The 19,921-nt window shown below is 62.1% G+C and carries 20 protein-coding genes, 1 tRNA gene and 1 pseudogene; 11 read left to right on the plus strand and 11 right to left on the minus strand.

What is annotated here, in order from left to right:
- Positions 1-466 precede the first annotated feature (466 nt).
- Positions 467-724, plus strand: a complete 258-nt coding sequence (locus G5575_RS08650) for a DUF2171 domain-containing protein (protein WP_164533983.1) — start codon at positions 467-469, stop codon at positions 722-724.
- A 45-nt stretch (positions 725-769) separates the two neighbouring features.
- Here G5575_RS08650 and gyrA read toward each other — a convergent pair whose 3' ends face one another.
- Positions 770-3,532 carry a DNA gyrase subunit A gene (gene gyrA, locus G5575_RS08655; protein WP_164533984.1) on the minus strand — a complete coding sequence of 921 codons (2,763 nt, stop codon included), beginning with the start codon at positions 3,530-3,532 and terminating at the stop codon, positions 770-772.
- A gap of 83 nt (positions 3,533-3,615) precedes the next feature.
- Positions 3,616-3,981, minus strand: a complete 366-nt coding sequence (locus G5575_RS08660; protein WP_164533985.1) for a bleomycin resistance protein — start codon at positions 3,979-3,981, stop codon at positions 3,616-3,618.
- A 71-nt stretch (positions 3,982-4,052) separates the two neighbouring features.
- Between G5575_RS08660 and G5575_RS08665 the strand changes: the two genes are divergently transcribed.
- Complete coding sequence (locus G5575_RS08665) at positions 4,053-4,346, plus strand: hypothetical protein (protein ID WP_164533986.1); 294 nt, start codon at positions 4,053-4,055, stop codon at positions 4,344-4,346.
- Here the strand turns inward: G5575_RS08665 and G5575_RS08670 are convergent.
- Positions 4,343-4,750: a winged helix-turn-helix transcriptional regulator gene (locus tag G5575_RS08670; RefSeq protein WP_164533987.1), complete on the minus strand. Its 408-nt coding sequence runs from the start codon at positions 4,748-4,750 to the stop codon at positions 4,343-4,345. The genes G5575_RS08665 and G5575_RS08670 overlap by 4 nt on opposite strands.
- A gap of 145 nt (positions 4,751-4,895) precedes the next feature.
- Here G5575_RS08670 and G5575_RS08675 point away from each other — a divergent pair, with 145 nt between their 5' ends.
- The 4 genes from G5575_RS08675 (at position 4,896) to G5575_RS08690 (ending at position 8,934) form a co-directional block, all read left to right on the plus strand.
- The gene (locus G5575_RS08675) at positions 4,896-5,774 is read left to right on the plus strand and encodes an NAD(P)H-binding protein (protein ID WP_164533988.1); all 879 of its coding nucleotides are present in this window, start codon (positions 4,896-4,898) and stop codon (positions 5,772-5,774) included.
- Positions 5,775-5,928: 154 nt separating this feature from the next.
- Entirely contained in the window at positions 5,929-7,206 is a 1,278-nt protein-coding gene (locus G5575_RS08680) for an MMPL family transporter (RefSeq protein WP_164533989.1), read from the plus strand.
- A complete protein-coding gene (locus tag G5575_RS21695; protein WP_164533990.1) occupies positions 7,167-8,291 on the plus strand; it encodes an MMPL family transporter in 1,125 nt (374 codons plus the stop codon). Before G5575_RS08680 ends, G5575_RS21695 begins: the two co-directional genes overlap by 40 nt.
- 118 nt (positions 8,292-8,409) lie before the next feature.
- Complete coding sequence (locus G5575_RS08690) at positions 8,410-8,934, plus strand: hypothetical protein (RefSeq protein ID WP_164533991.1); 525 nt, start codon at positions 8,410-8,412, stop codon at positions 8,932-8,934.
- Between the two features lie 53 nt (positions 8,935-8,987).
- Here the strand turns inward: G5575_RS08690 and G5575_RS08695 are convergent, their stop codons facing one another.
- Together G5575_RS08695 and ssb are read right to left on the minus strand one after the other, a co-directional pair.
- Positions 8,988-9,491, minus strand: coding sequence for a GFA family protein (locus G5575_RS08695; RefSeq protein ID WP_235935891.1), 504 nt, complete (start codon positions 9,489-9,491; stop codon positions 8,988-8,990).
- A 58-nt stretch (positions 9,492-9,549) separates the two neighbouring features.
- Complete coding sequence (ssb, locus tag G5575_RS08700; RefSeq protein WP_164533992.1) at positions 9,550-10,062, minus strand: single-stranded DNA-binding protein; 513 nt, start codon at positions 10,060-10,062, stop codon at positions 9,550-9,552.
- Positions 10,063-10,445: 383 nt separating this feature from the next.
- Between ssb and uvrA the strand changes: the two genes are divergently transcribed.
- Positions 10,446-13,340, plus strand: coding sequence for an excinuclease ABC subunit UvrA (uvrA, locus tag G5575_RS08705; protein WP_164533993.1), 2,895 nt, complete (start codon positions 10,446-10,448; stop codon positions 13,338-13,340).
- Positions 13,341-13,496: 156 nt separating this feature from the next.
- On the opposite strand, the gene G5575_RS08710 is transcribed toward uvrA, so the two are convergent.
- The 3 genes and pseudogenes from G5575_RS08710 to mgtE form a co-directional block, all read right to left on the minus strand.
- Positions 13,497-13,922, minus strand: coding sequence for a DUF1489 family protein (locus G5575_RS08710; protein ID WP_207633075.1), 426 nt, complete (start codon positions 13,920-13,922; stop codon positions 13,497-13,499).
- Positions 13,919-14,596, minus strand: coding sequence for a glutathione S-transferase family protein (locus G5575_RS08715; RefSeq protein WP_164533994.1), 678 nt, complete (start codon positions 14,594-14,596; stop codon positions 13,919-13,921). Before G5575_RS08715 ends, G5575_RS08710 begins: the two co-directional genes overlap by 4 nt.
- Before the next feature lie 310 nt (positions 14,597-14,906).
- A pseudogene (gene mgtE / locus G5575_RS08720) lies at positions 14,907-16,321 on the minus strand (magnesium transporter).
- Positions 16,322-16,432: 111 nt separating this feature from the next.
- On the opposite strand from mgtE, the gene G5575_RS08725 reads away from it, so the two are divergent.
- Together G5575_RS08725 and G5575_RS08730 are read left to right on the plus strand one after the other, a co-directional pair.
- Positions 16,433-16,765 carry an MmcQ/YjbR family DNA-binding protein gene (locus tag G5575_RS08725; protein ID WP_164533995.1) on the plus strand — a complete coding sequence of 111 codons (333 nt, stop codon included), beginning with the start codon at positions 16,433-16,435 and terminating at the stop codon, positions 16,763-16,765.
- A 64-nt stretch (positions 16,766-16,829) separates the two neighbouring features.
- Positions 16,830-17,261, plus strand: coding sequence for a GFA family protein (locus tag G5575_RS08730; protein ID WP_235935894.1), 432 nt, complete (start codon positions 16,830-16,832; stop codon positions 17,259-17,261).
- 151 nt (positions 17,262-17,412) lie between these two features.
- Here G5575_RS08730 and G5575_RS08735 read toward each other — a convergent pair.
- Both G5575_RS08735 and G5575_RS08740 read right to left on the minus strand, forming a co-directional pair.
- A tRNA-Leu gene (locus G5575_RS08735) sits at positions 17,413-17,497 on the minus strand.
- Between the two features lie 303 nt (positions 17,498-17,800).
- Positions 17,801-18,034 (minus strand): FliM/FliN family flagellar motor switch protein, encoded by a 234-nt coding sequence (locus tag G5575_RS08740; RefSeq protein ID WP_164533996.1) that lies wholly within the window; start codon positions 18,032-18,034, stop codon positions 17,801-17,803.
- An 86-nt stretch (positions 18,035-18,120) separates the two neighbouring features.
- Between G5575_RS08740 and lipB the strand changes: the two genes are divergently transcribed.
- Positions 18,121-18,840, plus strand: a complete 720-nt coding sequence (lipB, locus tag G5575_RS08745) for a lipoyl(octanoyl) transferase LipB (protein ID WP_328765941.1) — start codon at positions 18,121-18,123, stop codon at positions 18,838-18,840.
- A 41-nt stretch (positions 18,841-18,881) separates the two neighbouring features.
- A complete protein-coding gene (locus G5575_RS08750) occupies positions 18,882-19,403 on the plus strand; it encodes a DUF4282 domain-containing protein (RefSeq protein WP_164533998.1) in 522 nt (173 codons plus the stop codon).
- 56 nt (positions 19,404-19,459) lie between these two features.
- Here the strand turns inward: G5575_RS08750 and G5575_RS08755 are convergent, their stop codons facing one another.
- Positions 19,460-19,840, minus strand: a complete 381-nt coding sequence (locus G5575_RS08755; RefSeq protein WP_164534727.1) for a DoxX family protein — start codon at positions 19,838-19,840, stop codon at positions 19,460-19,462.
- Positions 19,841-19,921 lie beyond the last annotated feature (81 nt).

A 19,921-nucleotide genomic window follows, 5' to 3' on the forward strand; every position in this document is an offset into this window, starting at 1 on the left:
CGCGAGTTCCCATTTCCCCAAAACCGCACGCTCACCTGGCCGGTGTCGGCATCCACGCATCCCTCCAGGCGACCCCGGACGGCCCGTCTCCCCGCCCGGCACTTCGTCGGTACCGCGTGTGTGGCGGGGATATGGGGAGAATGGCACGGGGGCTTGGGTGTGGGGATAAGAGGGATAGATCGGGAATGTGGAGGCTCCGACACCCCCTTCCGAGCTTCGCTAAGCCTAGCGGCTAAGCTGCGCTTGCCTTCCCCCTGAGGGGGAAGGTGGGACTGAGTACGTGGCACCTTCTTTTGACACTTACCGGCCTCACCTTCCCCTCAGAGGGGAAGGCAAGCAGAGCTTGGCGAGGAACGAGCCTAGCGGCGCTCGGAAGGGGGTGCCTTTCTTCCCGTTCGCAGAAAGAAAGGGGGCGGCACCCAAAGGCGGGTTCGTGCGTTATCTCCGCACAACCATGGAGACCAGAATGGCCATTGCAGATCAGATCAAGGAACATGCCGAAGTGATCGGCGCGGACGGCGTGCATGTCGGCACTGTCGACCATGTCGAAGGCGATCGCATCAAGCTGACCAAGAAGGACAGCGGCGAAGGCAGCCATGAAGGCCACCATCACTATATCTCGCTCGGCCTCGTGGCCGAAGTCGAAGGCGACAAAGTCCGGCTCTCCGCCAATGGCGATGTCGCCGTGACCTTTGAAGAGGAAGAAGACGGCAAGACCGCCTGATCCCGCTTCAAAAACAAACGAAAGGGGCGCCTGAGCGCCCCTTTTTTATTCCCCGGCCGGTGCGATCGGTTCGCCCCCTTCGGGGGCGATATCGCCGGGCTCATCGCCCTCCGGCTCGCTGATCCGTTCGACGGAAACCACCTTCTCGCCCTCGGCCGTATCGAAGATCGTGACGCCCTGGGTGGAGCGACCCTTGATGCCGATCGGCTTGTCGCCACCCACCGGCAGGCGGATGGTCTGGCCGCCATTGCTGATCAGCATGATCTGGTCGGTTTCTTCCACCGGGAAGGACGCAATCAGGTTGCCATTGCGCTTGTTGACCGCCATGGCGACGATGCCTTTACCGCCGCGGCCGGTGATCCGGTATTCGTGGCTCGAGGTGCGCTTGCCATAGCCGTTTTCCGAAATGGTCAGGATGAACTGCTCGGAGGCGCCCATCTGCGCATAGCGTTCCTGGCTAAGTTCGCCGGCGACCACATCGCCTTCGTCGCCTGCCCCGGCTTCCTCGACCTCGCCGCGCATTGCCCGGCTCATCTTGAGGTAGGCCGCGCGCTGTTCGGCATCGGCGTCGGAATGGTTGATCACCGCCATGGAGATCACCTTGTCCTTGTCGGCCAGCTGAATGCCGCGCACGCCCATCGAGTCGCGGCCCTTGAATAGGCGCACGTCGTCGACGCGGAAGCGGATGGCCTGGCCGAGTGCGGTAGTCAACAATAGGTCGTTGTTGACCGTGCAGGTCTCGACGCCGACGATCTCGTCGCCCTCGTCCAGCTTCATCGCGATCTTGCCGTTCTGGCGCACTTCGACGAAGTCGGCGAGCGAGTTGCGGCGCACGGTGCCGCGCGTCGTCGCGAACATGATGTCGAGATTGCCCCAGGAGGCTTCATCCTCCGGCAGCGGCATGATCGAGGTGATGCGCTCGCCCTGTTCGAGCGGCAGAATATTGATCAGCGCCTTGCCCTTGGCATTGGCTGCGGACAAGGGCAGCCGCCAGACCTTGAGCTTGTATGCAATGCCGCGGCTGGTGAAGAACAGCACCGGCGTATGGGTATTGGCGACGAAGAGGCGCGAAACAAAATCTTCCTCGCGCGTCGACATGCCGGAGCGGCCCTTGCCGCCACGGTTCTGCGCCCGATAGGTCGATAGCGGCACGCGCTTGATGTAGCCGGCATGGCTGACGGTAACGACCATGTCCTCGCGGGCGATGAGGTCTTCATCTTCAAAATCGGCAGCGTTATCCGAGATTTCCGTGCGGCGCGGGGTGCCGAACTGGTCGCGAATTTCCTCGAGCTCGGTGCGGATGATGTCGCGGACGCGATCGCGCGAGCTGAGGATATCGAGATAGTCCTCGATCTCGGCGCCGAGGCCATTCAGTTCGTCACCGATTTCGTCGCGGCCCAGCGCGGTCAGGCGAGCGAGACGCAGTTCGAGGATGGCGCGTGCCTGTTCCTCGGACAGGTTAAACGTGCCGTCCTCGTTGATGCGGTGACGCGGATCGTCGATGAGGGCGATGAGCGGCGCCACATCGGCGGCGGGCCAACGGCGGGTCATCAGCTGCTCGCGCGCCGTCGCCGGATCGGGCGCGGTGCGGATCAGGGCAATGACCTCATCAATATTAGCGACGGCAACGGCAAGGCCGACCAGGACATGGGCGCGGTCGCGCGCCTTGTTAAGGAGGAACCGCGCGCGCCGCGTCACCACTTCCTCGCGGAAGGCGATAAAGGCGTCCAGAATCTGCTTGAGGTTCATCAGCTCCGGCTTGCCGCCATTGAGCGCAACGAAGTTGCAGCCGAAGGAGGACTGGAGCGCGGTGAAACGATAAAGTTGGTTCAGCACCACGTCCGGCAAGGCATCGCGCTTGATCTCGACAACGATGCGCATGCCCTCGCGGGAGGATTCGTCGCGCAGGTCGGCAATGCCTTCGATACGCTTTTCGCGCACGAGCTCGGCGATCTTTTCGACCATCGCCGCCTTGTTCACCTGATATGGGATCTCGGTGATGACGATGGCTTCGCGTTCCTTGCGCACTTCCTCGATGGTCGAGCGCCCGCGCACGACAATCGAGCCGCGGCCGGTCTCGTAGGCCTGGCGAATGCCGGCCCGGCCGAGGATCACGCCGCCGGTTGGGAAATCAGGACCCGGCAGGAATTCGATCAGCTCTTCGGTCAGGATCGAGGGGTTATCGAGCACGGCAAGCGCGGCGTTGATGGTTTCGGTCAGATTGTGTGTCGGGATATTGGTCGCCATGCCGACAGCGATGCCGCCGCCGCCATTGACGAGCATATTGGGAAAGCGCGCCGGCAGAACCGTCGGCTCCTGCTCAGAGCCGTCATAGTTCTCGCGAAAATTGACGGTATCCTTGTCGAGGTCGTCGAGCAGCGAATTGGTGATGCGCTGCATGCGCACTTCGGTGTAGCGCATAGCTGCGGGCATATCGCCATCGACCGAGCCGAAATTGCCCTGGCCTTCGACCAGCATCTCGCCCATGGAAAATTCCTGGGCCATGCGCACCAGCGCCATGTAGACGGCGCCATCGCCATGCGGATGGTACTTACCGATAACGTCGCCGACGACGCGGGCCGACTTGCGGAACGGCTTGTTGTACTCGTAGCCGTTCTCGCTCATCGAAAAGAGAATACGCCGGTGCACGGGCTTGAGGCCGTCGCGCACGTCGGGCAGCGCGCGGCTCACGATCACGCTCATGGCGTAATCGAGGTAGCTCTTGCGCATCTCGTCGGTGATAAAGATCGGGGCGATATCGGAAGGCGGAAGGCTCCCGCCGCTCACGTCGTCAGGCGTATCTGTCACGTTGTGATTCTACGTTGGTTTTCGTGACACATAGATAGGTCATTTCGCGCCAGAATGCTAATTTGTGGCGGAAAAGCTGTGAATCAGCGCTCCTCATTGCCGATCAGGCGCAGAAGCGTTCCATCCTCGTCAATCAGCGCGCCGACGCGTCCGCCCCAAGCTTCAACGCGCGGGGAATGCACACGTGGCCAGCCGGTGCGCGTGTCGGCGATGCCCGCAACGAGGCAGGTCTGGTAGAACGTATCGAGATCGTCGAGCCGAAGGCAGCAGCTGAACCAGCTTGTCGCAGGATCGACATCGGGATGCGAAAAGAACTCGAGCGAAACCGTCCCGCGTTTGAGGATCATCCAGCCCTCGTCACGCCAGCTGCGGGCGAAGCCCAGGGCCGCGTAGAAGCGCTCGGTGCGGTCGAAATCGGCTGAGGGCAGATTGGGCGTCGCGTGATCCATGGGCACCTCCTGTGAAACCTTCGGGCTCCAGGGTGCTTGAACTCGGACGGCTGCGGCAAGAGAAGAAGTAGATGGCAGACACCTATCGCGCCTGGCTGCGCGGCGTTCAGACCTGGCAGGATATCGCCGTCATCGATCTTCGCGATGTCGATGGAATCGGCAAGCGGCTTCAGGTTGCGGGCCTTAAGTCGCTGGGCGAAATTGACAAGATGGACGGCTCCGACTTGCTCAAGCTCGAGGGCATTGGCGTCGGGGTTCTGCGCCGGGTGCGCGGGATCATTCGCACATGCAAGGCGGCGGAGCGCCAGCGCAAGCAGGCGGTCTCCCCTGCCGGCCTGCGCCAGCACCGGGTGTTTCCGAGCTAGCTCACCTGGTCGAAATTGCTGCGCGAGGCCTCGATCTTGGGAATGCTCTTGTTGGCCCATTCGATCAGGGTACCGAAGGGCACGATCAGCGACTGGCCGAGATCCGTCAGCCGGTATTCGACCGAAGGCGGTTTTGTGTCGAAAACCTGGCGGGCGACAAGGCCGTCGCGCTGCAGGTCACGCAGGGTTTGCGTCAGCATCTTCTGCGAAATGTCGGGTACTTCGCGATGCAGCTGGTTGAAGCGCTTGGGACCGGCTGCAAGCGTCATCACCAGGAGCATGCTCCACTTGTCGCCGATCTTGTCGAGCACGTCGCGCACCGGGCAAGGTCCAGCAGCGGGCGCAAGCACGGCTTCATTCCAGCGCGCAACGTAGATTGCGGCGGTGTCTTGACCTTCAAACATGCACTTACCTCCAGGTAACGTATTGCCGAAAAGGTGCCTCCTTTTCTTTGCCTCGACGGCAGCCTAGATAGACACTCTCTTTTCGATACTTACTCTCCCGGTTCCGGCGAGACAAGCGTCGATGCAGCCAAGATTGGATGAGACTATGACCGACTTCAGCAATTCCACCCTGCTCGTTACCGGCGCCAACGGCAATCTCGGCCGCATCGTCGTCGAAGAGCTGCTTGCCCGTGGCGCCAAGCACATCGTCGCGGGCACGCGCGACACCGCAGCACTTGCCGGCTTTGCCGACCGCGGCGTCGACGTACGCCGCCTCGATTTTGACGACGCCGCCTCGCTCCAGTCGGCCTTCGCCGGCGTCGATCGGGCGCTGATCATCAGCACTGTTGCGGCAAACCGCACCGAGCAGCAGAGCGCTGCCATTGCCGCCGCCAAGGCTGCCGGGGTTAGCTACCTCGCCTACACGTCTGCGCCAAACGCCCGTCCCAACGCGGATGCCGGCGGCATTGCCGATCATTACTGGACCGAAGTGGCAATCGCTGCTTCCGGCCTCGACTTCACCCTGCTGCGCAACCACATCTATGCCGACATGACCATCGTTGGCGCCGGTTCCGCTCTTGCCAGCGGCCAGCTCTTCGAGGCCACGGGCGGCAAGGGCCGCAACTACGTAACCCGCGCCGATGCGGCCCGTGCTGCGGCCGGCGCGCTGCTGACCGCTACGGGAAAGCAGATCCTCGACATCACCGGCCCAGCACCCGTGCAACAGGCCGAAGTCGCCGCGCTCTATACCAAGCTCACAGGCAAGCAGGTGACCGCAGTGACCCTCACCGGTGAGCAATTGTTGGGTGGCCTTCAGGCGGCAGGCGTGCCGAGCTTCATGGCCCAGCTTCTTGTCGCCTTCGATCTCGACGCTGCCCAGGGCCACCATGCCGTGGTAACCGATGCGGTCAAGCAGTTGACCGGCCGCGAGCCCGAAAGCCTCGAAGCTTTCCTTACCGCCAACAAAGCCGCCCTTGCCGGCTAATAATTCGGGGACCCGCTGCAACAGGCGGGTCCCTTTTGCTTGACCAGACATAGATTTGTTTTGCCGGTGCTGGACGCAATCCGCGCAAAACCTTAGAACCCCGCCGGATTGTCGCCTCATTTGCGAGTGGGTTTAGGTGTCTTCTGGTTCTTTTTTGAAGCGGGCTCTGGACCGCGTTACCCACAAGCGCTCCATCGGCTTCGGCCTTGAATATATTGGCCTGACGACCCTGCGGTTTCCGCGCCTCGTGGCGCTCGCAATCCTCGCCTTCTCGATCCTTGCCTTCAGCCAGATCCCGCGCGCCAATGTCGACGGCGACCTGCTGCGCGTCTATGCCCATTCCGGCCAATATTACGACGCCTACGAACATCTGTCGGAAACCTTTGGCACGTTCGAGAACGATATCTACGTTCTCGTCAACTCGCCCCGCCTCGCCGATCCTGACGTGATCGAGCAGGTGCGTAACCTCGCCTTCGATCTCGAGCTCAGCGACTATGCCGTGGGCACCATGTCGCCCTTCACCATGCGCCAGCCCACGGCCGACGGCGGCTCCGTGCCCGCCGTGCCCGAGGGCATGCTGACGGCCGACGAGGTCGCCATGGCGCTGATGAACCTGCAGCAGAACGATCCGATGATGCGCAACCTGATCACGCCCGACCTCAGCGGCGTGGTGCTGATCATGTTCCCCAATCAGGAAAAGGTGCGCCAGGATGGCGCCAAGGCGATGATCGCCAACCTGCGCGAGACCATCGCCCCCTACCAGACCGAAGACGTGCAGATCGAGCTGACCGGCCCGCCGGTCTGGAGCTCGGAAATGCTCAACGCGGCGGTCGACGACCAGGTCAAGTTCACCGTCTGGGGTTTCGGGCTCGGCTCCATCATTGCCCTCCTCGCGCTGCGCTCCTTTTTCGGTGCCATCATCGTCGCCGCGACGCCGTTTCTTGCGGTCATGTGGTCGATGGGGATCATTCTCCTCACCTTCGGCTCCTTCTCCTTTCTTACCATCATCGTCACGACCCTCGTGCTGGTGATCTCCTTCGCCGAATCCATGTTCTTCGTCTTCAACTGGCTAGCCTTCTGGCGGGACGGCATGGAGCCCAACAAGGCAGTCGATGCCACGGTCAAGCTCGTCGGCCCCGCGGCGGCGCTGACCATGCTCACCACCTTCGTGAGCTTTGCCTCGCTGTCGCTCACCCCCGGCCAGGGTATTCGCGAATTTTCGATGGCCGGCGCTATCGGCACCTTGTTGCTGTTCGTGTGCCTGATGACGTTCTTGCCGCTGCTGCTGAAATTTGCCGTGCGCATGGGTTTCAAGGCGCCACCCAAGTCGAGCATGGTGCTGACTGCCCCCTGCCCCTGGCCTGGTTCATCGCCAGCAGGTTCGGCCGCCCGGTGTCGATCGCCGCCATCGTCGTCACCGTGCTGCTGCTGATCCCCTACGCGCTGATCCAGCCGCGTTTTTCCTTCGAGGATTTTGTTGCGACCAACTCCACGGCGCTGACGGCGGCGGAGGAGATCGACAGCGGCGTCGGCGGCGTTGCCCCGCTCTATGTGCGCGTGCCGCTGACTGAGATGGACCCCAATGTCGGCCCGCAGGATTTTGAAAAAATCCGCAAGGTGCATGAGATCGTCGAGGCGCGGCTGGGCGAGAACAAGGTCATCTCTGCGGCCAGCATGACCAATTACACCGACAATGGTTTTACCCGCGAAGAGGTATTCGAGGCTGTCGGTCCGTTCATGAAGCAGCGGTTCGTTACCGACGATGGCTCGCAAGGTCTTGTCACCGGCTTCATGCCCACGATCATCGAGTCCGGTGTGTTAAAGCAACTGGTCTCTGACCTGCAGTCCGACCTGCGCGCCGCCGGCATCACCGATGCCGAGGTCGGCGGCTTCCGCATCCTCACCACCTTTGCGACCGATGACATCGTGCGCGGCCTCCAGCTCGATCTCACCATTTCGGTTTTGGTCAATCTTGGACTCATCGGCTTCGCCTTCCAAAGCTTCCGCGTGGCGCTGGCTTCGGCCATTCCCAACCTCTTCCCGGTGCTGGGCACCGAGACGTGGCTTTACTTTACTGGCCAAGGCCTGCAACTCACGACGGTGATTGCGCTCACCATCGCCTTCGGTGTGGCGGTGGACGATACCGTGCATTTCCTTTCGCACTATCTCCACTCGCGGCGAGACGAGGGACTGGCGCATCTCGACGCCGTCAAGCACACGCTGGAGCGGATCGGGGGCGCCATAGTCGCCACGACCATCATCCTTTGCGCCGGTGTCATCATCGTCACCTTCTCCGAGCTGCCGCAGGTGGCGCTGTTTGGAACGCTCTTTGTCTCGACATTGGCCTTTGCGGTGATCGGCGATCTTTTCATCCTGCCGGCGCTCCTGGCGGCAGGTGGCAAGTTCTTCCATCCGCTCGGCAAGATCGGCGTTCGCATGGCCGACGAAGACCCGACGCCAGACGATCCGACGGCCGACACTCACACCACCGGCGGGCCGGCGACACGGCCCACCTGAACAGGTGTCGCCGATCGTTCACTTTCAGGAGAATCCCTGCGCAACGCCCCGTTGAATTTGTTATGCGAGAGTCGCTGAACAGCCGGGGGCTTGTTTGCTTTTTGGAGGCGCAAAGCCAATGACCACTTTCGGACCGATGACCCGCGCCTTCGCCTTGGCAGCGTTCGTGTTTTCCGCTGGCGCGGCGGCGCCGGCCATGGCTGCGCCGGCTGACGTGGCGCTGCTAAAATCCTATGTCGGTGAGTGGCGCGGCCGCGGCGTCGTGACCGGCGCCGAAAAAGAGACCATCGTCTGCCGCCTGTCGCTGAGCGACGGCAACCAGGACAAGGTCAACTATAGCGGCCGATGCACCCTGGCCGGCACGACCCTCTCCATCGCTGGCACGCTGGCCTATGTCGATGCCAACAAGCGCTTCGAAGCGGCGATGACGTCCAATGCCACCTTCTCCGGCGTCGCCGTGGGCCAGAAGCGCGGCTCGACGCTGACCTTCAACCTGCGCGAACGCGAGCAGGACGAGGAAGGCAAGGACCTTAACATCACTGCGCAGATCAAGCTCAGCCCCGAAGCCATCCAGGTGGCATTCGATGTGGTCTATGCGGAATCCGGCGACAGTCTGCGCGCCGAAGTGCCGTTCTCGAAGTAAGCCAACTCGAAATAAGCCAAGACGTAGGCTGGCCGTGAGCGTGGCTAAAAAGCTCACGCGGCGGGCGGCCAGACCTCCGTATCGTGGTCGGGGTGTTGCCGGTTGGAGGCCCGGATCAGCGGGAGATAGCCATTGGGATCCACCGAATAGGTCGCCGACTCTCCCGGCAAATGCGCCAGTCCTCCATACCAGGCAACGCGGCTTTCGTTGCCATACTGCACGACCGGGGGAACAAGACTGGGGTTGTCAAAGCAACCGACCAGGAGCCCGATATCGGGGTAGTCTGGATAGTCGAAGATCATCGGCGTGCCGCAATCGCGGCAGAAGCCGCGGCGGGCGAGTTGGGAACTGCGGAACCACGAGATCTCGCCGCGGGTCACGAAAAACGCATGCTTGAGCACGGGACAGATCACCGCGAAGGGTCCGCCCACCGCCTTCTGACACATGCGGCAGTGACAAACATGGACGTTCTGCGGCGCCATTGTGCACGAGAACCGCACCGCCCCGCATTGGCAGCCGCCGCTGAGTGAGCCTCCTGCCGTCTCTTCCATCGCCATGTCCCCCTCCATGCCGCAAACAAAAAGGGCGGCCAAGCCGCCCCTTTCCAACTCCGTCTCAGAACGGAATGTCGTCGTCCATGCCACCGGGCTCGAAGGCCGGGGCGTTGGCTGACGGCCGGCGCCCGCCGCCGCCCTGGTCGCGCACGCCGCGGAAGCCGCCGCCTTCATTGCCGTAACCGCCACCACCCGAACCACCGCCGCCACCTTCGCCATCGCCGCGGCCATCGAGCAGCGTCAGGTTCGAGTTGAAGCCCTGCAGCACGATCTCGGTGGAATATTTGTCGGCGCCCGACTGGTCCTGCCATTTGCGGGTCTGCAGCTGGCCCTCGATATAGACCTTGGAGCCCTTGCGCAGATAGCTTTCGGCGACGCGAGCGAGGCCTTCCGAGAAGATCACCACGCGGTGCCACTCGGTCTTTTCGCGGCGTTCGCCGGTATTCTTGTCTTTCCAGTTTTCCGATGTCGCGACCGACAGGTTCACGACCTTGCCGCCGCTCGGCAGGTTCCGCACTTCCGGGTCATTGCCCAGATTGCCGACCAGGATAACCTTGTTCACGCTGCCAGCCATGGCCTTCTCCTATTCAGTCCCCGGCTCATGGCGGGAACGCTCACTTACTAAGGCGGCCACCATACAACCTGGCGATGATGGCTGCTCCTGCTGACTTGGTTTGTAAACAGGATCGTTGTTCTATCTTTGTTCCAAGTGTTAACGGGAGTCAATGGCGTGCTGCTGACAGGCTTTGTCAGCATATGCCCTGCGGCAGCTTGACCGACTCCGCATCGTTCTGGTTGTGTTCACCAGCGAAGTTGTGAGCGACGCCGTGGACCGCTATGCTGTGGCGCGGCTTGCGCGTGACCGTTGCGGCTCCTATGTGTCGGGTTCTCCCGAAGCCAAGCCCCGATCCTCTTGCCGTCGCACCCAAACGGTGCCCCGAGCCATGGACTGATATGATGAAGCCTTCCGCCAGCCAGAACCGCGAAATCATCGTGCGCGGTGCCCGCGAGCACAATCTCAAGGGCATCGACGTCAAGCTGCCGCGCGACAGCCTGATCGTGATGACGGGGCTTTCCGGCTCGGGCAAGTCGTCCCTGGCATTCGACACCATCTATGCCGAGGGCCAGCGCCGCTATGTGGAGTCGCTCTCGGCCTATGCGCGTCAGTTTCTGGAAATGATGCAGAAGCCCGATGTGGAACACATCGAGGGGCTCTCGCCGGCCATCTCCATCGAGCAGAAGACGACTTCGCGCAATCCGCGCTCGACCGTCGGCACCGTCACCGAAATCTATGACTACCTGCGCTTGCTTTATGCCCGCGTCGGTATTCCTTATTCCCCGGCCACAGGCCTGCCGATCGAGTCGCAGACCGTGTCGCAGATGGTGGATCGCACGCTCGAACTGCCGGAAGGCACGCGGCTTTATCTGCTCGCGCCGATCGCGCGCGGCCGCAAGGGCGAGTTCAAGAAGGAATTGGCCGACCTGATGCGCAAGGGTTTTCAGCGCGTCAAGATCGATGGCGAATACCACGAGATCGAGGACGCTCCTGCCCTCGACAAGAAGTTCAAGCACGACATCGAAGTCGTGGTCGACCGCGTGGTCGTGTCACCCGATATTTCCGGCCGCCTGGCCGAAAGTTTTGAGACCGCGCTGAAGCTGGCCGAGGGCATTGCCCTGGTCGAATTGGCTGACGAGAAGAACGAGGATGGCACGCCGCGCCAGATCACCTTCTCGGAAAAGTTTGCCTGTCCGGTTTCCGGCTTCACCATCGCCGAAATTGAGCCGCGGCTGTTTTCGTTCAACAACCCGTTCGGCGCTTGCCCGGTCTGCGATGGCCTCGGCACCGAGCAGAAGATCGATCCCGACCAGATCGTCCCCGACGGGTCGCTGTCGCTGCGCGACGGAGCCATCCTGCCTTGGAGCAAGACCAGCGCGCCCTATTACCAGCAGACCCTGCAGGCGGTGGTGAAGAGCTTTGGCGCCTCGACAGGCACGGCCTGGAACGAGCTGCCCTTCGAGGTCCAGCACGCCGTGCTTTATGGCACCGGCAAGACCGCGGTCGATTTCGTCTATGACGACGGCCTGCGCCAGTACAAGACCAGCAAGCCCTTCGAGGGCGTGATCGGTAACCTTGAGCGCCGCTACAAGGAAACCGAAAGCGCCGGCATGCGCGAAGAGATCGAGAAGTATATGTCGGCCAAGCCGTGCCTCGCCTGCGGCGGCTATCGCCTCAAGCCCGAGTCATTGGCGGTCAAGATCGACGGGCTGCATGTCGGCCAGGTCAGCGACATGTCGATCAAGGTGGCGAGCAAATGGTTCGTCGATCTTTCCGACAAGCTGACGCCGACGCAGTCGCAGATCGGCGAGCGCATCCTCAAGGAAATTCGCGAGCGCCTGAACTTCCTGAATGATGTGGGCCTTGAATATCTGTCCATGTCGCGCAATTCCGGGACGCTGTCGGGCGGTGAATCGCAGCGTATTCGCCTCGCGTCGCAGATTGGCTCAGGCCTGACCGGCGTGCTCTACGTGCTGGACGAGCCTTCCATCGGCCTCCATCAGCGCGACAATGCCCGCCTGCTCGAAACCCTGCAGCGCCTGCGCGACCTCGGCAATACCGTGATCGTCGTCGAGCACGACGAGGACGCGATTTTGACGGCCGACTATGTGCTCGATATCGGCCCCGGTGCAGGCGTCAATGGCGGCCATATCGTCGCCGAAGGCACGCCGCAGGACATCCTCAAGCACCCCGACTCGCTGACCGGCAAATACCTTTCCGGCCGCATGGGCATTCAGGTGCCGGCGGAACGCCGCGAGGGCAAGAAGGGCAAGTCGCTGTCGATCCGCGGCGCCACCGGCAACAACCTCAAGAACGTCTCGGTCGACATCCCGCTCGGCATGTTCGTTGCCATTACCGGTGTGTCGGGCGGCGGCAAGTCGACGCTGATGATCGACACCATGTACCAGGCCATAGCTCGCCGGCTGAACGGCGCGCGCGTCGTTCCTGCCCCCCATGAGGCGCTGACCGGGCTCGAATTCCTCGACAAGGTCATCGACATCGACCAGTCGCCGATTGGACGCACCCCGCGTTCCAATCCGGCGACCTACACCGGCGCCTTCACGCCACTGCGCGAGTGGTTCGCGAGCCTGCCCGAGGCCAAGGCGCGCGGCTATGGCCCAGGTCGCTTCAGCTTCAACGTCAAGGGCGGCCGTTGTGAAAAGTGCGAGGGCGACGGCGTCCTCAAGATCGAAATGCACTTTTTGCCGGACGTCTACGTCACCTGCGACGTCTGCAAGGGCAAGCGCTACAACCGCGAAACGCTGGAAGTGCAGTTCAAGGGCAAGTCGATCAGCGACATCCTTGACATGACCATTGACGAGGGATGCGAATTCTTTTCGGCCGTGCCGGTGATCCGCGACAAGTTCGCCACGCTGCAGCGCGTGGGCCTCGGCTATGTGAAGGTCGGCCAACCAGCGACGACGCTTTCGGGCGGCGAGGCGCAGCGCGTCAAGCTTTCCAAGGAGCTCTCCAAGCGCGCTACCGGGCGCACGCTCTATATGTTGGACGAGCCAACCACAGGTCTTCACTTCCACGACGTGGCCAAGCTGCTCGAAGTGCTGCATGAGCTGGTCGACGGCGGCAACACCGTGATCGTCATCGAGCACAATCTCGAAGTGATCAAGACCGCCGACTGGATCATCGACATGGGCCCCGAAGGCGGCGATGGCGGCGGCCAGGTCGTCGCCATGGGCACGCCGGAAGAGGTCGCGGCCGTCAAGGGCTCGCATACGGGACACTTCTTGAAGGAAGTGATGGACCGACGTCCGCATTATGCGACGCGGGCGGCGGAGTAGCCAGCGCAAGCGCCCCCACCCCACCCTCGTTCCCTCCCCCTCAAGGGGAGGGATGCGCAGGAGCTGATCCATCAATTCAGCAACGGCCGATGTTCATCGCCTCCCTACCCTTGAGGGGGAGGGATTGAGGGTGGGGTGGAGCCACAAGAGTGGAGCCTATAGCAGCCCCATCCGTTCCAGTTCCGCCGCGATCTCCATCGAATTGCCGTTCTCGTTGGCGCCCACATCGGGCGGTGCGTCTTCGGCGCGGAGATAGCGCCAGCCCTGGAAGGGGCGCTTGGGGTATGGGACGGTGCGGATCATGTCGCGCGACATGACGATGTCGCAATAATCCTTGCCCTCGGCATCGGTGAACTTGGTCAGCCGCAGGATTGGCTGGCGGCAGACGATCTGGCCGGACATGACCCAATAGATCGAGGCCGCGCCTTCCATCTCTTCGCGGCGTTTGGGCATCATGCGGGTGCGGTGCACATGCACGTCCTCGCCGTAATCGGCGTCCCACCAATGCGCACGTTCATCACGATAGCTTTCGAGCTCCTCGACGCTGGCGACGCCGACGCAGAGCTTGACCATATGGATCATGCGATGGTTCCCGGCGCCACGCGGCCCTGGATCACGTCGATCTCGTCATCATCGACGACCCATGGCTCCTGCAGTGCCTGGCTCAGCCAATCCTGAAAGGCCGGCAGGGCATAGATTGCCTCGACATAGCGCGCCGCTGTGTCCGAAACAGGAAGGTCATAGGTACGGAGCCGCGTCGCCAAGGGCGCATACATCGCATCGGCAGCGGTGAACTCGGCGAAGAGGTAAGGCCCGCCCGACCGCGTCAGCAACTCGCCCCAGAGCGTTTCGACGCGATGGAGATCCTTGCGCACCGCATCGGCATCGACCTTACCGGGATGCGAGGCCCGCAGGTTCATCGGCGCGTGATTGCGCAGTGCCGTAAAGCCGGCATGCATCTCGGACGCAGCGGCGCGTGCCAGGGCGCGGTCATATCGATCCGCCGGCCATATCTGCTTTTCCGGAAAGACATCGGCCAGATATTCGATGATCGCCAGCGTTTCGTAGACCACGAGATCGCCATCGATCAGCACAGGCACCTTGCCGGTGGGCGAGCGCTTTGCCAGCGTTTCGCGCCAGCCTTCGCCCGAAAGCTGCAGAACCTCGTCTTCGAACGGAATGTCGAAGTGGCGCAGCACCAGCCAGGGGCGCAGCGACCAGGTGGAGTAATTGCGATTCCCGATCAAGAGCTTCATCGAATGTCCTAGCGTTCAAGACGAAGGGCGCCCAGCCGTTGAGCGCCCTTCTTGTATTCACCGTCTTCTGGCGGGCATTAGCCGCCGGCTATCACGGAAACAACCAGCCCCATGGACATGAGGCAAACAGCAGTCCAACTCACAGTGTGCCAGATATTGGCCTTCGGTTGAGTTCGCATCGCTCGCTCCTTGCAGCCACTCGATCAGCCTAGAAATCCGCAACGAGGCTGACCGGTTCCAAAACGTTAACGAGAGGTCAATTAGGAAGCAAGCGCCCAATCTGCAACACCCGTAACGGTGGAAAACTCGGCTAGAACAGGCCGAACCAAAGGCCTGCAATGCCGAGGAAGGCAAAGAAACCGACGACGTCGGTGACGGTGGTGACGAACACGGCCGAGGCGATCGCCGGGTCTGCCTTGAGCTTGTCGAGCGTCAGCGGGATCAAAATGCCGAAGGTCCCGGCCACGATCATGTTGATGACCATGGCCATTCCGATCACCACGCCAAGGCCAGCATTGGTGAACCGCAGCCAGGTGATCAGCCCGATCAGGATCGCGAAAATGGCGCCGTTGAAAATGCCCACAACCATTTCGCGGCGGATCAGGCGCCGCACGCGACCGCCTTCGATTTCGCGGGTGGCCAGTGCGCGCACCGTCACGGTCATGGTCTGCGCCCCGGCATTGCCGCCCATGGAGGCCACGATCGGCATCAGGACCGCCAGCGCTACCATCTGCTCGATCGTGGCGTTGAAGAGCCCGATCACGTAGGAAACGAGCACGGCGGTGACCAGATTGACCGCCAGCCACGGCGCGCGGCTTTTCACGGTGTCAACCGTGGTGTCGGACACGTCTTCGTCGCCCACGCCCGCCATGAGGCGGATGTCTTCTTCGGCTTCTTCCTGGATCACGTCGACGATGTCGTCGATGGTGAGCACGCCCACCAGACGGCCGCTCTCATCGACCACGCCCACTTCCACCAAGTCGTAGCGCTCAAAGCTGCGCGCGGCTTCTTCCTGGTCTTCTTCGGCCTTCACCAGGACGAAGGTGGTGTTCATGATCGTGTCGATCTTGACCGAGCGCGGCGTGCGCAGGAACTTGTCGAGCGGCAGCGTTCCCAGGACCTTGTAGCCGGCGTCCACCACGTAGATCTGGTAGAATTCCTCAGGCAGATCCTGTTCGGCCCGAAGGTAGTCGATCGTCTGTCCCACCGTCCAGAATGGGGGATGGCAATGAAATCGGTCTGCATCCGCCGCCCGGCGGAATCCTCGGGAAAATCGAGGCTGCGCTTGAGCTTCAGCCGCTCGAAAGTCGGCAGTGCCGACAAAATTTCGTGCTGGTCTTCCGGCTCGAGATCCTCGAGCAGAAACACCGCATCGTCATTGCTGAGTTCGGCAACGCCGCGGGCGATTTCGGCGTTGGGCAGCGCCTCCATGATCTCGAGGCGAATGCTTTCGTCGACCTCGGTCAGTGCCGAATAGTCGAAGCGATCACCGAGCATGACCACGAGGGCAATGCGCTCGGCAGGCTCGAGCTGTTCGAGCACGTCGCCGATATCGGCGCTGTGCAGCGGCTCCATGACCAGCGCGACGTCCTCGTCGCGGCCAGCTTCGAGATAAGCACGCAGGCGCTCGAGCCAAAGCAGGCTAATCCGCCCCTCCGCCGTGCGGAAGGCGCCATCGTCCATCCCGGCTTCCGGGCCGGTCGCCATGTCGAAGTCGTCGCTCATTTGGGAGCCCTTTGCGTGTCGCATTGGTTTCGGGGGCGAAGCAAGCTGTAGCCAATCACCGCCCGATGCGCCAGACTGGGCCGGTCGCTTTTTGCCAATCGGGAGAAGGCCATGGCCGACCAGCATTTTGCCCGCATAGCACGGCTCGCCGAGGCGCGGGGGCTGCGGGAGGTGGAGCAGTCGACGAGCTACTCGACCCCTGCCCTCAAGGTCGCCGGAAATGCCTTCGTGCGCATGCTGGACGACACGACGGCCGTGTTGCAGTGCCCGGTGGACCAAAAGGTGTTGTTGATGGAAATCTCGCCCGAGATCTTTTTCGAGACCGATCATTATGTTGGATACGACGCGGTGCTCGTCCGGCTCGACCAGATCAGCGACGAGGAACTGGCGCTCAAGCTCGAAGACGCCTGGACATTCAAGGCACCGGAACGGCTGCGAAAGTAAGCAAGCCGATGTCTGACTGGGTCGACCTCGCTCGTCGCAGTGACGATCGCTGAAAGGAAAGACCTTGCGCCAAACGACCACCCTCGCCTGCCAATGTGGCCGCTTCCACGTCGAACTTAGCGGCGAACCCTTCATCACAGCCGAGTGCCATTGCAACTCCTGCCGCACGGCAGCCGGCCGGCTTCCTACGACGACACCAATTCAAGCGCCCAATGGCGGCACGCCCTATGTGCTTTACCGCAAGGACCGCGTCCGCTTCCCAGACGGCACCTCCCTGCTCCGCGCCTATCGGCTTTCGGACAAAGCCCCGACGCGGCGCACCGTCACCACCTGCTGCAACACGCCGGTCTTCGTGGAATTTCAGGGCGGCCATTGGCTCAGTCTCTACGCCAGCCTCTGGCCCGACGCGACTCGCCCGGCGATGCAGATTCGCACGCAAACAGCTGACGTGCCTGACGGCACCAAGCTCGACGATTCGCTCCCGGCAGGCGCATGACCACCGCGGGCTTTTACGGCAAGCTGCTCGCCGCCTGGATCGCCATGGGCTTTAAATCGCCAAAGCTCGACGTAAAGGAGGCTGGCGCCACCTAAAGCCAGACAACAAAAAAGCCGCCTTGCGGCAGCTTCTTGTTCGTCACTCAGGTGACTGGTGCGGTCGAGAAGACTCGAACTTCCACATCTTGCGATACAGCGACCTCAACGCTGCGCGTCTACCAATTCCGCCACGACCGCACGTGTCAGGTAGAACGCCGGAACCCGAAGGCGCCGGAGCGAGTGGGGATGTAGCAAAGCTCGTTCGTAACCTCAAGCGGTTAAATCGGGAAATCGTCTGAGGTTGTGGAGAGAGAAGAAAGGCACCCCCTTCCGAGCTTCGCTAAGCCTGCGGCTAAGCTCCGCTTGCCTTCCCCTCTGAGGGGGAAGGTGAGCGCCGAGTTTGTGAAGAGAGTGCAGCCTACCCTCCCCCTCAGAGGGGAGGGCTAGCAGAGCTTAGGTGCCTAGCACCTTAGCGGCGCTCGGGAGGGGTGACTTTCCAGCTTAGCCGAGCCGCAATACCTTTTCCGTGACCACCACCCTCAAATGCCCCTCTTCGACATTGACTTCCCCCTGCGCGATCAGGGTGCTGTTGGCATAGATGCGCAGCGGATCGTGCTCGGTGGCGTCCAGTTCGATCACCGCGCCGCGGCCCATGCGCAGCAGGTGGTGGATCGGCATGGTGGTGGCGCCGAGTTCCACGGTGATATCGACTTCAATATTGTCCAGGGTGCTCATAGATAAGGGGCTGGGCCTTGGTGCCAAAAGGCGGATTCGATGGGCTCCACAGTCGGGCAGTCGTGGTTATGGAAGTGTTAACGGCAGTGAACGAAGCGTGCCAAAATCGGTCCAAACTGTTGCGCGAAGACGGCAAGGTCGTCGAGTGGCGCATTTTTGACGTGACCCTCGACTATGAGCAGGCGCTGGCCATGATGGACGAGCGCGTTGCCGCCATTGCCGCAGGCGAGGCGCCGGAGGCTGTTTGGCTGTTGGAGCATCCGCCGCTTTATACTGCTGGCACGTCGGCGCAACCCGAAGACCTGCTCAACCCGCGCTTTCCGGTCTATCCGGCCGGCCGGGGCGGGCAATATACCTATCACGGCCCCGGCCAGCGCGTGGCCTATGTGATGCTCGACCTCACCCAGCGCGGCCGCGATATCCGTTGCCTCGTCCAGGGTCTCGAGCAATGGGTCATCGATACGCTAGCCGCGCACAACATCACCGCCGGCCGGCGCGAAGGACGCGTCGGCGTCTGGGTGGCCCGGCCCGACAAGGGTCTTGGCCGCGAGGACAAGATCGCTGCGATCGGCGTCCGGGTGCGCAAGTGGATCACCTTCCACGGCATCGCCATCAACGTCGCACCCGATCTCAGCCACTATGACGGCATCGTGCCCTGTGGCATCAGCGACCAGGGCATCACCTCGTTCGAGGATCTCGGCCTGCTGCTGACCTTGCCCGAAGTCGATTCCGTGCTGCGCCGCCGTTTCGAAGCCCTGTTCGGACCAACCGAACGGGCGCGATCCAGTCTTGCCATCGGCGCCTGAGCCGCCCAATTTGCACACCTGTCGGAATCGAGGATCTTGCGATGACATTGGATGATTTGAAGCGCCTGCTCACGCGGCAAACCTTGTTCCGGCTCGATGCGATTTTGTCGCCCAAACTGGTGCCGATCTTTTACGCCCTTGGCCTCGCCGGCATCCTCCTTTGGGCCATCAGCCACTTCTTCTTCCGCTTCGGCTATGGCTTTGGCGACGGGCTCTGGGGCATTCTCGAAATCCTGGTCTTTGGCCTGTTGAGCTTTGTCGGCCTGCGCATCCTCTGCGAGGCGCTGCTCGTCTGGTTCAAGTCGCATGAAGCGACGGGCGACACCGTCCAGCGCACGCGGCTGTCGGCTTCGCTGCTCGATGAAGTCCGCGACGCCATTCGCGATCTGGCCGAGGCGGGCGACGAGAGCGACTATGCCGAAGCCGATGAATATCTGAGCGAGGCGACCGACCCGGTGCCCTATTCGACCGGCGATACGCTGCGCGAGCCTTCGACCCAGCCCGGCGAAACCTTCAAGCCGCGCCGGACTGCCAAGCGAACGCCGCCGAATTCGATCACCTGAAACAAAAAGGCCGCCCGATGAGGCGGCCTTCGTTTTTCAAGAGGAGCTGAAAAAGCTTACTTCTTGTTGATGCTCCAGGCGCCCGGGCCGGCAAAAACCAGGTAGAGGAACACGAAGCAGAAGAGCGCGGCAGCATCGCCGCCATTGCCCACCGGCCAGAAGTTCATCGGGAAGTGGACCATGAAGTAAGCGACGGCCATCATGCCCGAAGCGATGAAGGCAGCCGGACGGGTGAAGAAGCCGATAAAGATCAAGAGACCTGCCACCAGCTCGATAATGCCGGCAACCAGCATCAGGCCCTCGGTCGGGCCCATGGCAGGAACGGGGAAGCCAAACAGCTTCTGCGTGCCATGCTCGATAAACAGAAGCGCGGCGACGATGCGCAGCACGGCGAGGGCCTGCGGCGCGTATGCGGAGAGACGATCGAACAAAGGAATGCTCCATGATGCGCGTCTGGAATCGACGCTGAACTAACCTGTGATATCCGCAAAGTGCTTGGAATTGGCTAAAATCGGGAT

The sequence above is a fragment of the Devosia aurantiaca genome, from assembly GCF_011058215.1.
Classification (GTDB): domain Bacteria; phylum Pseudomonadota; class Alphaproteobacteria; order Rhizobiales; family Devosiaceae; genus Devosia; species Devosia aurantiaca.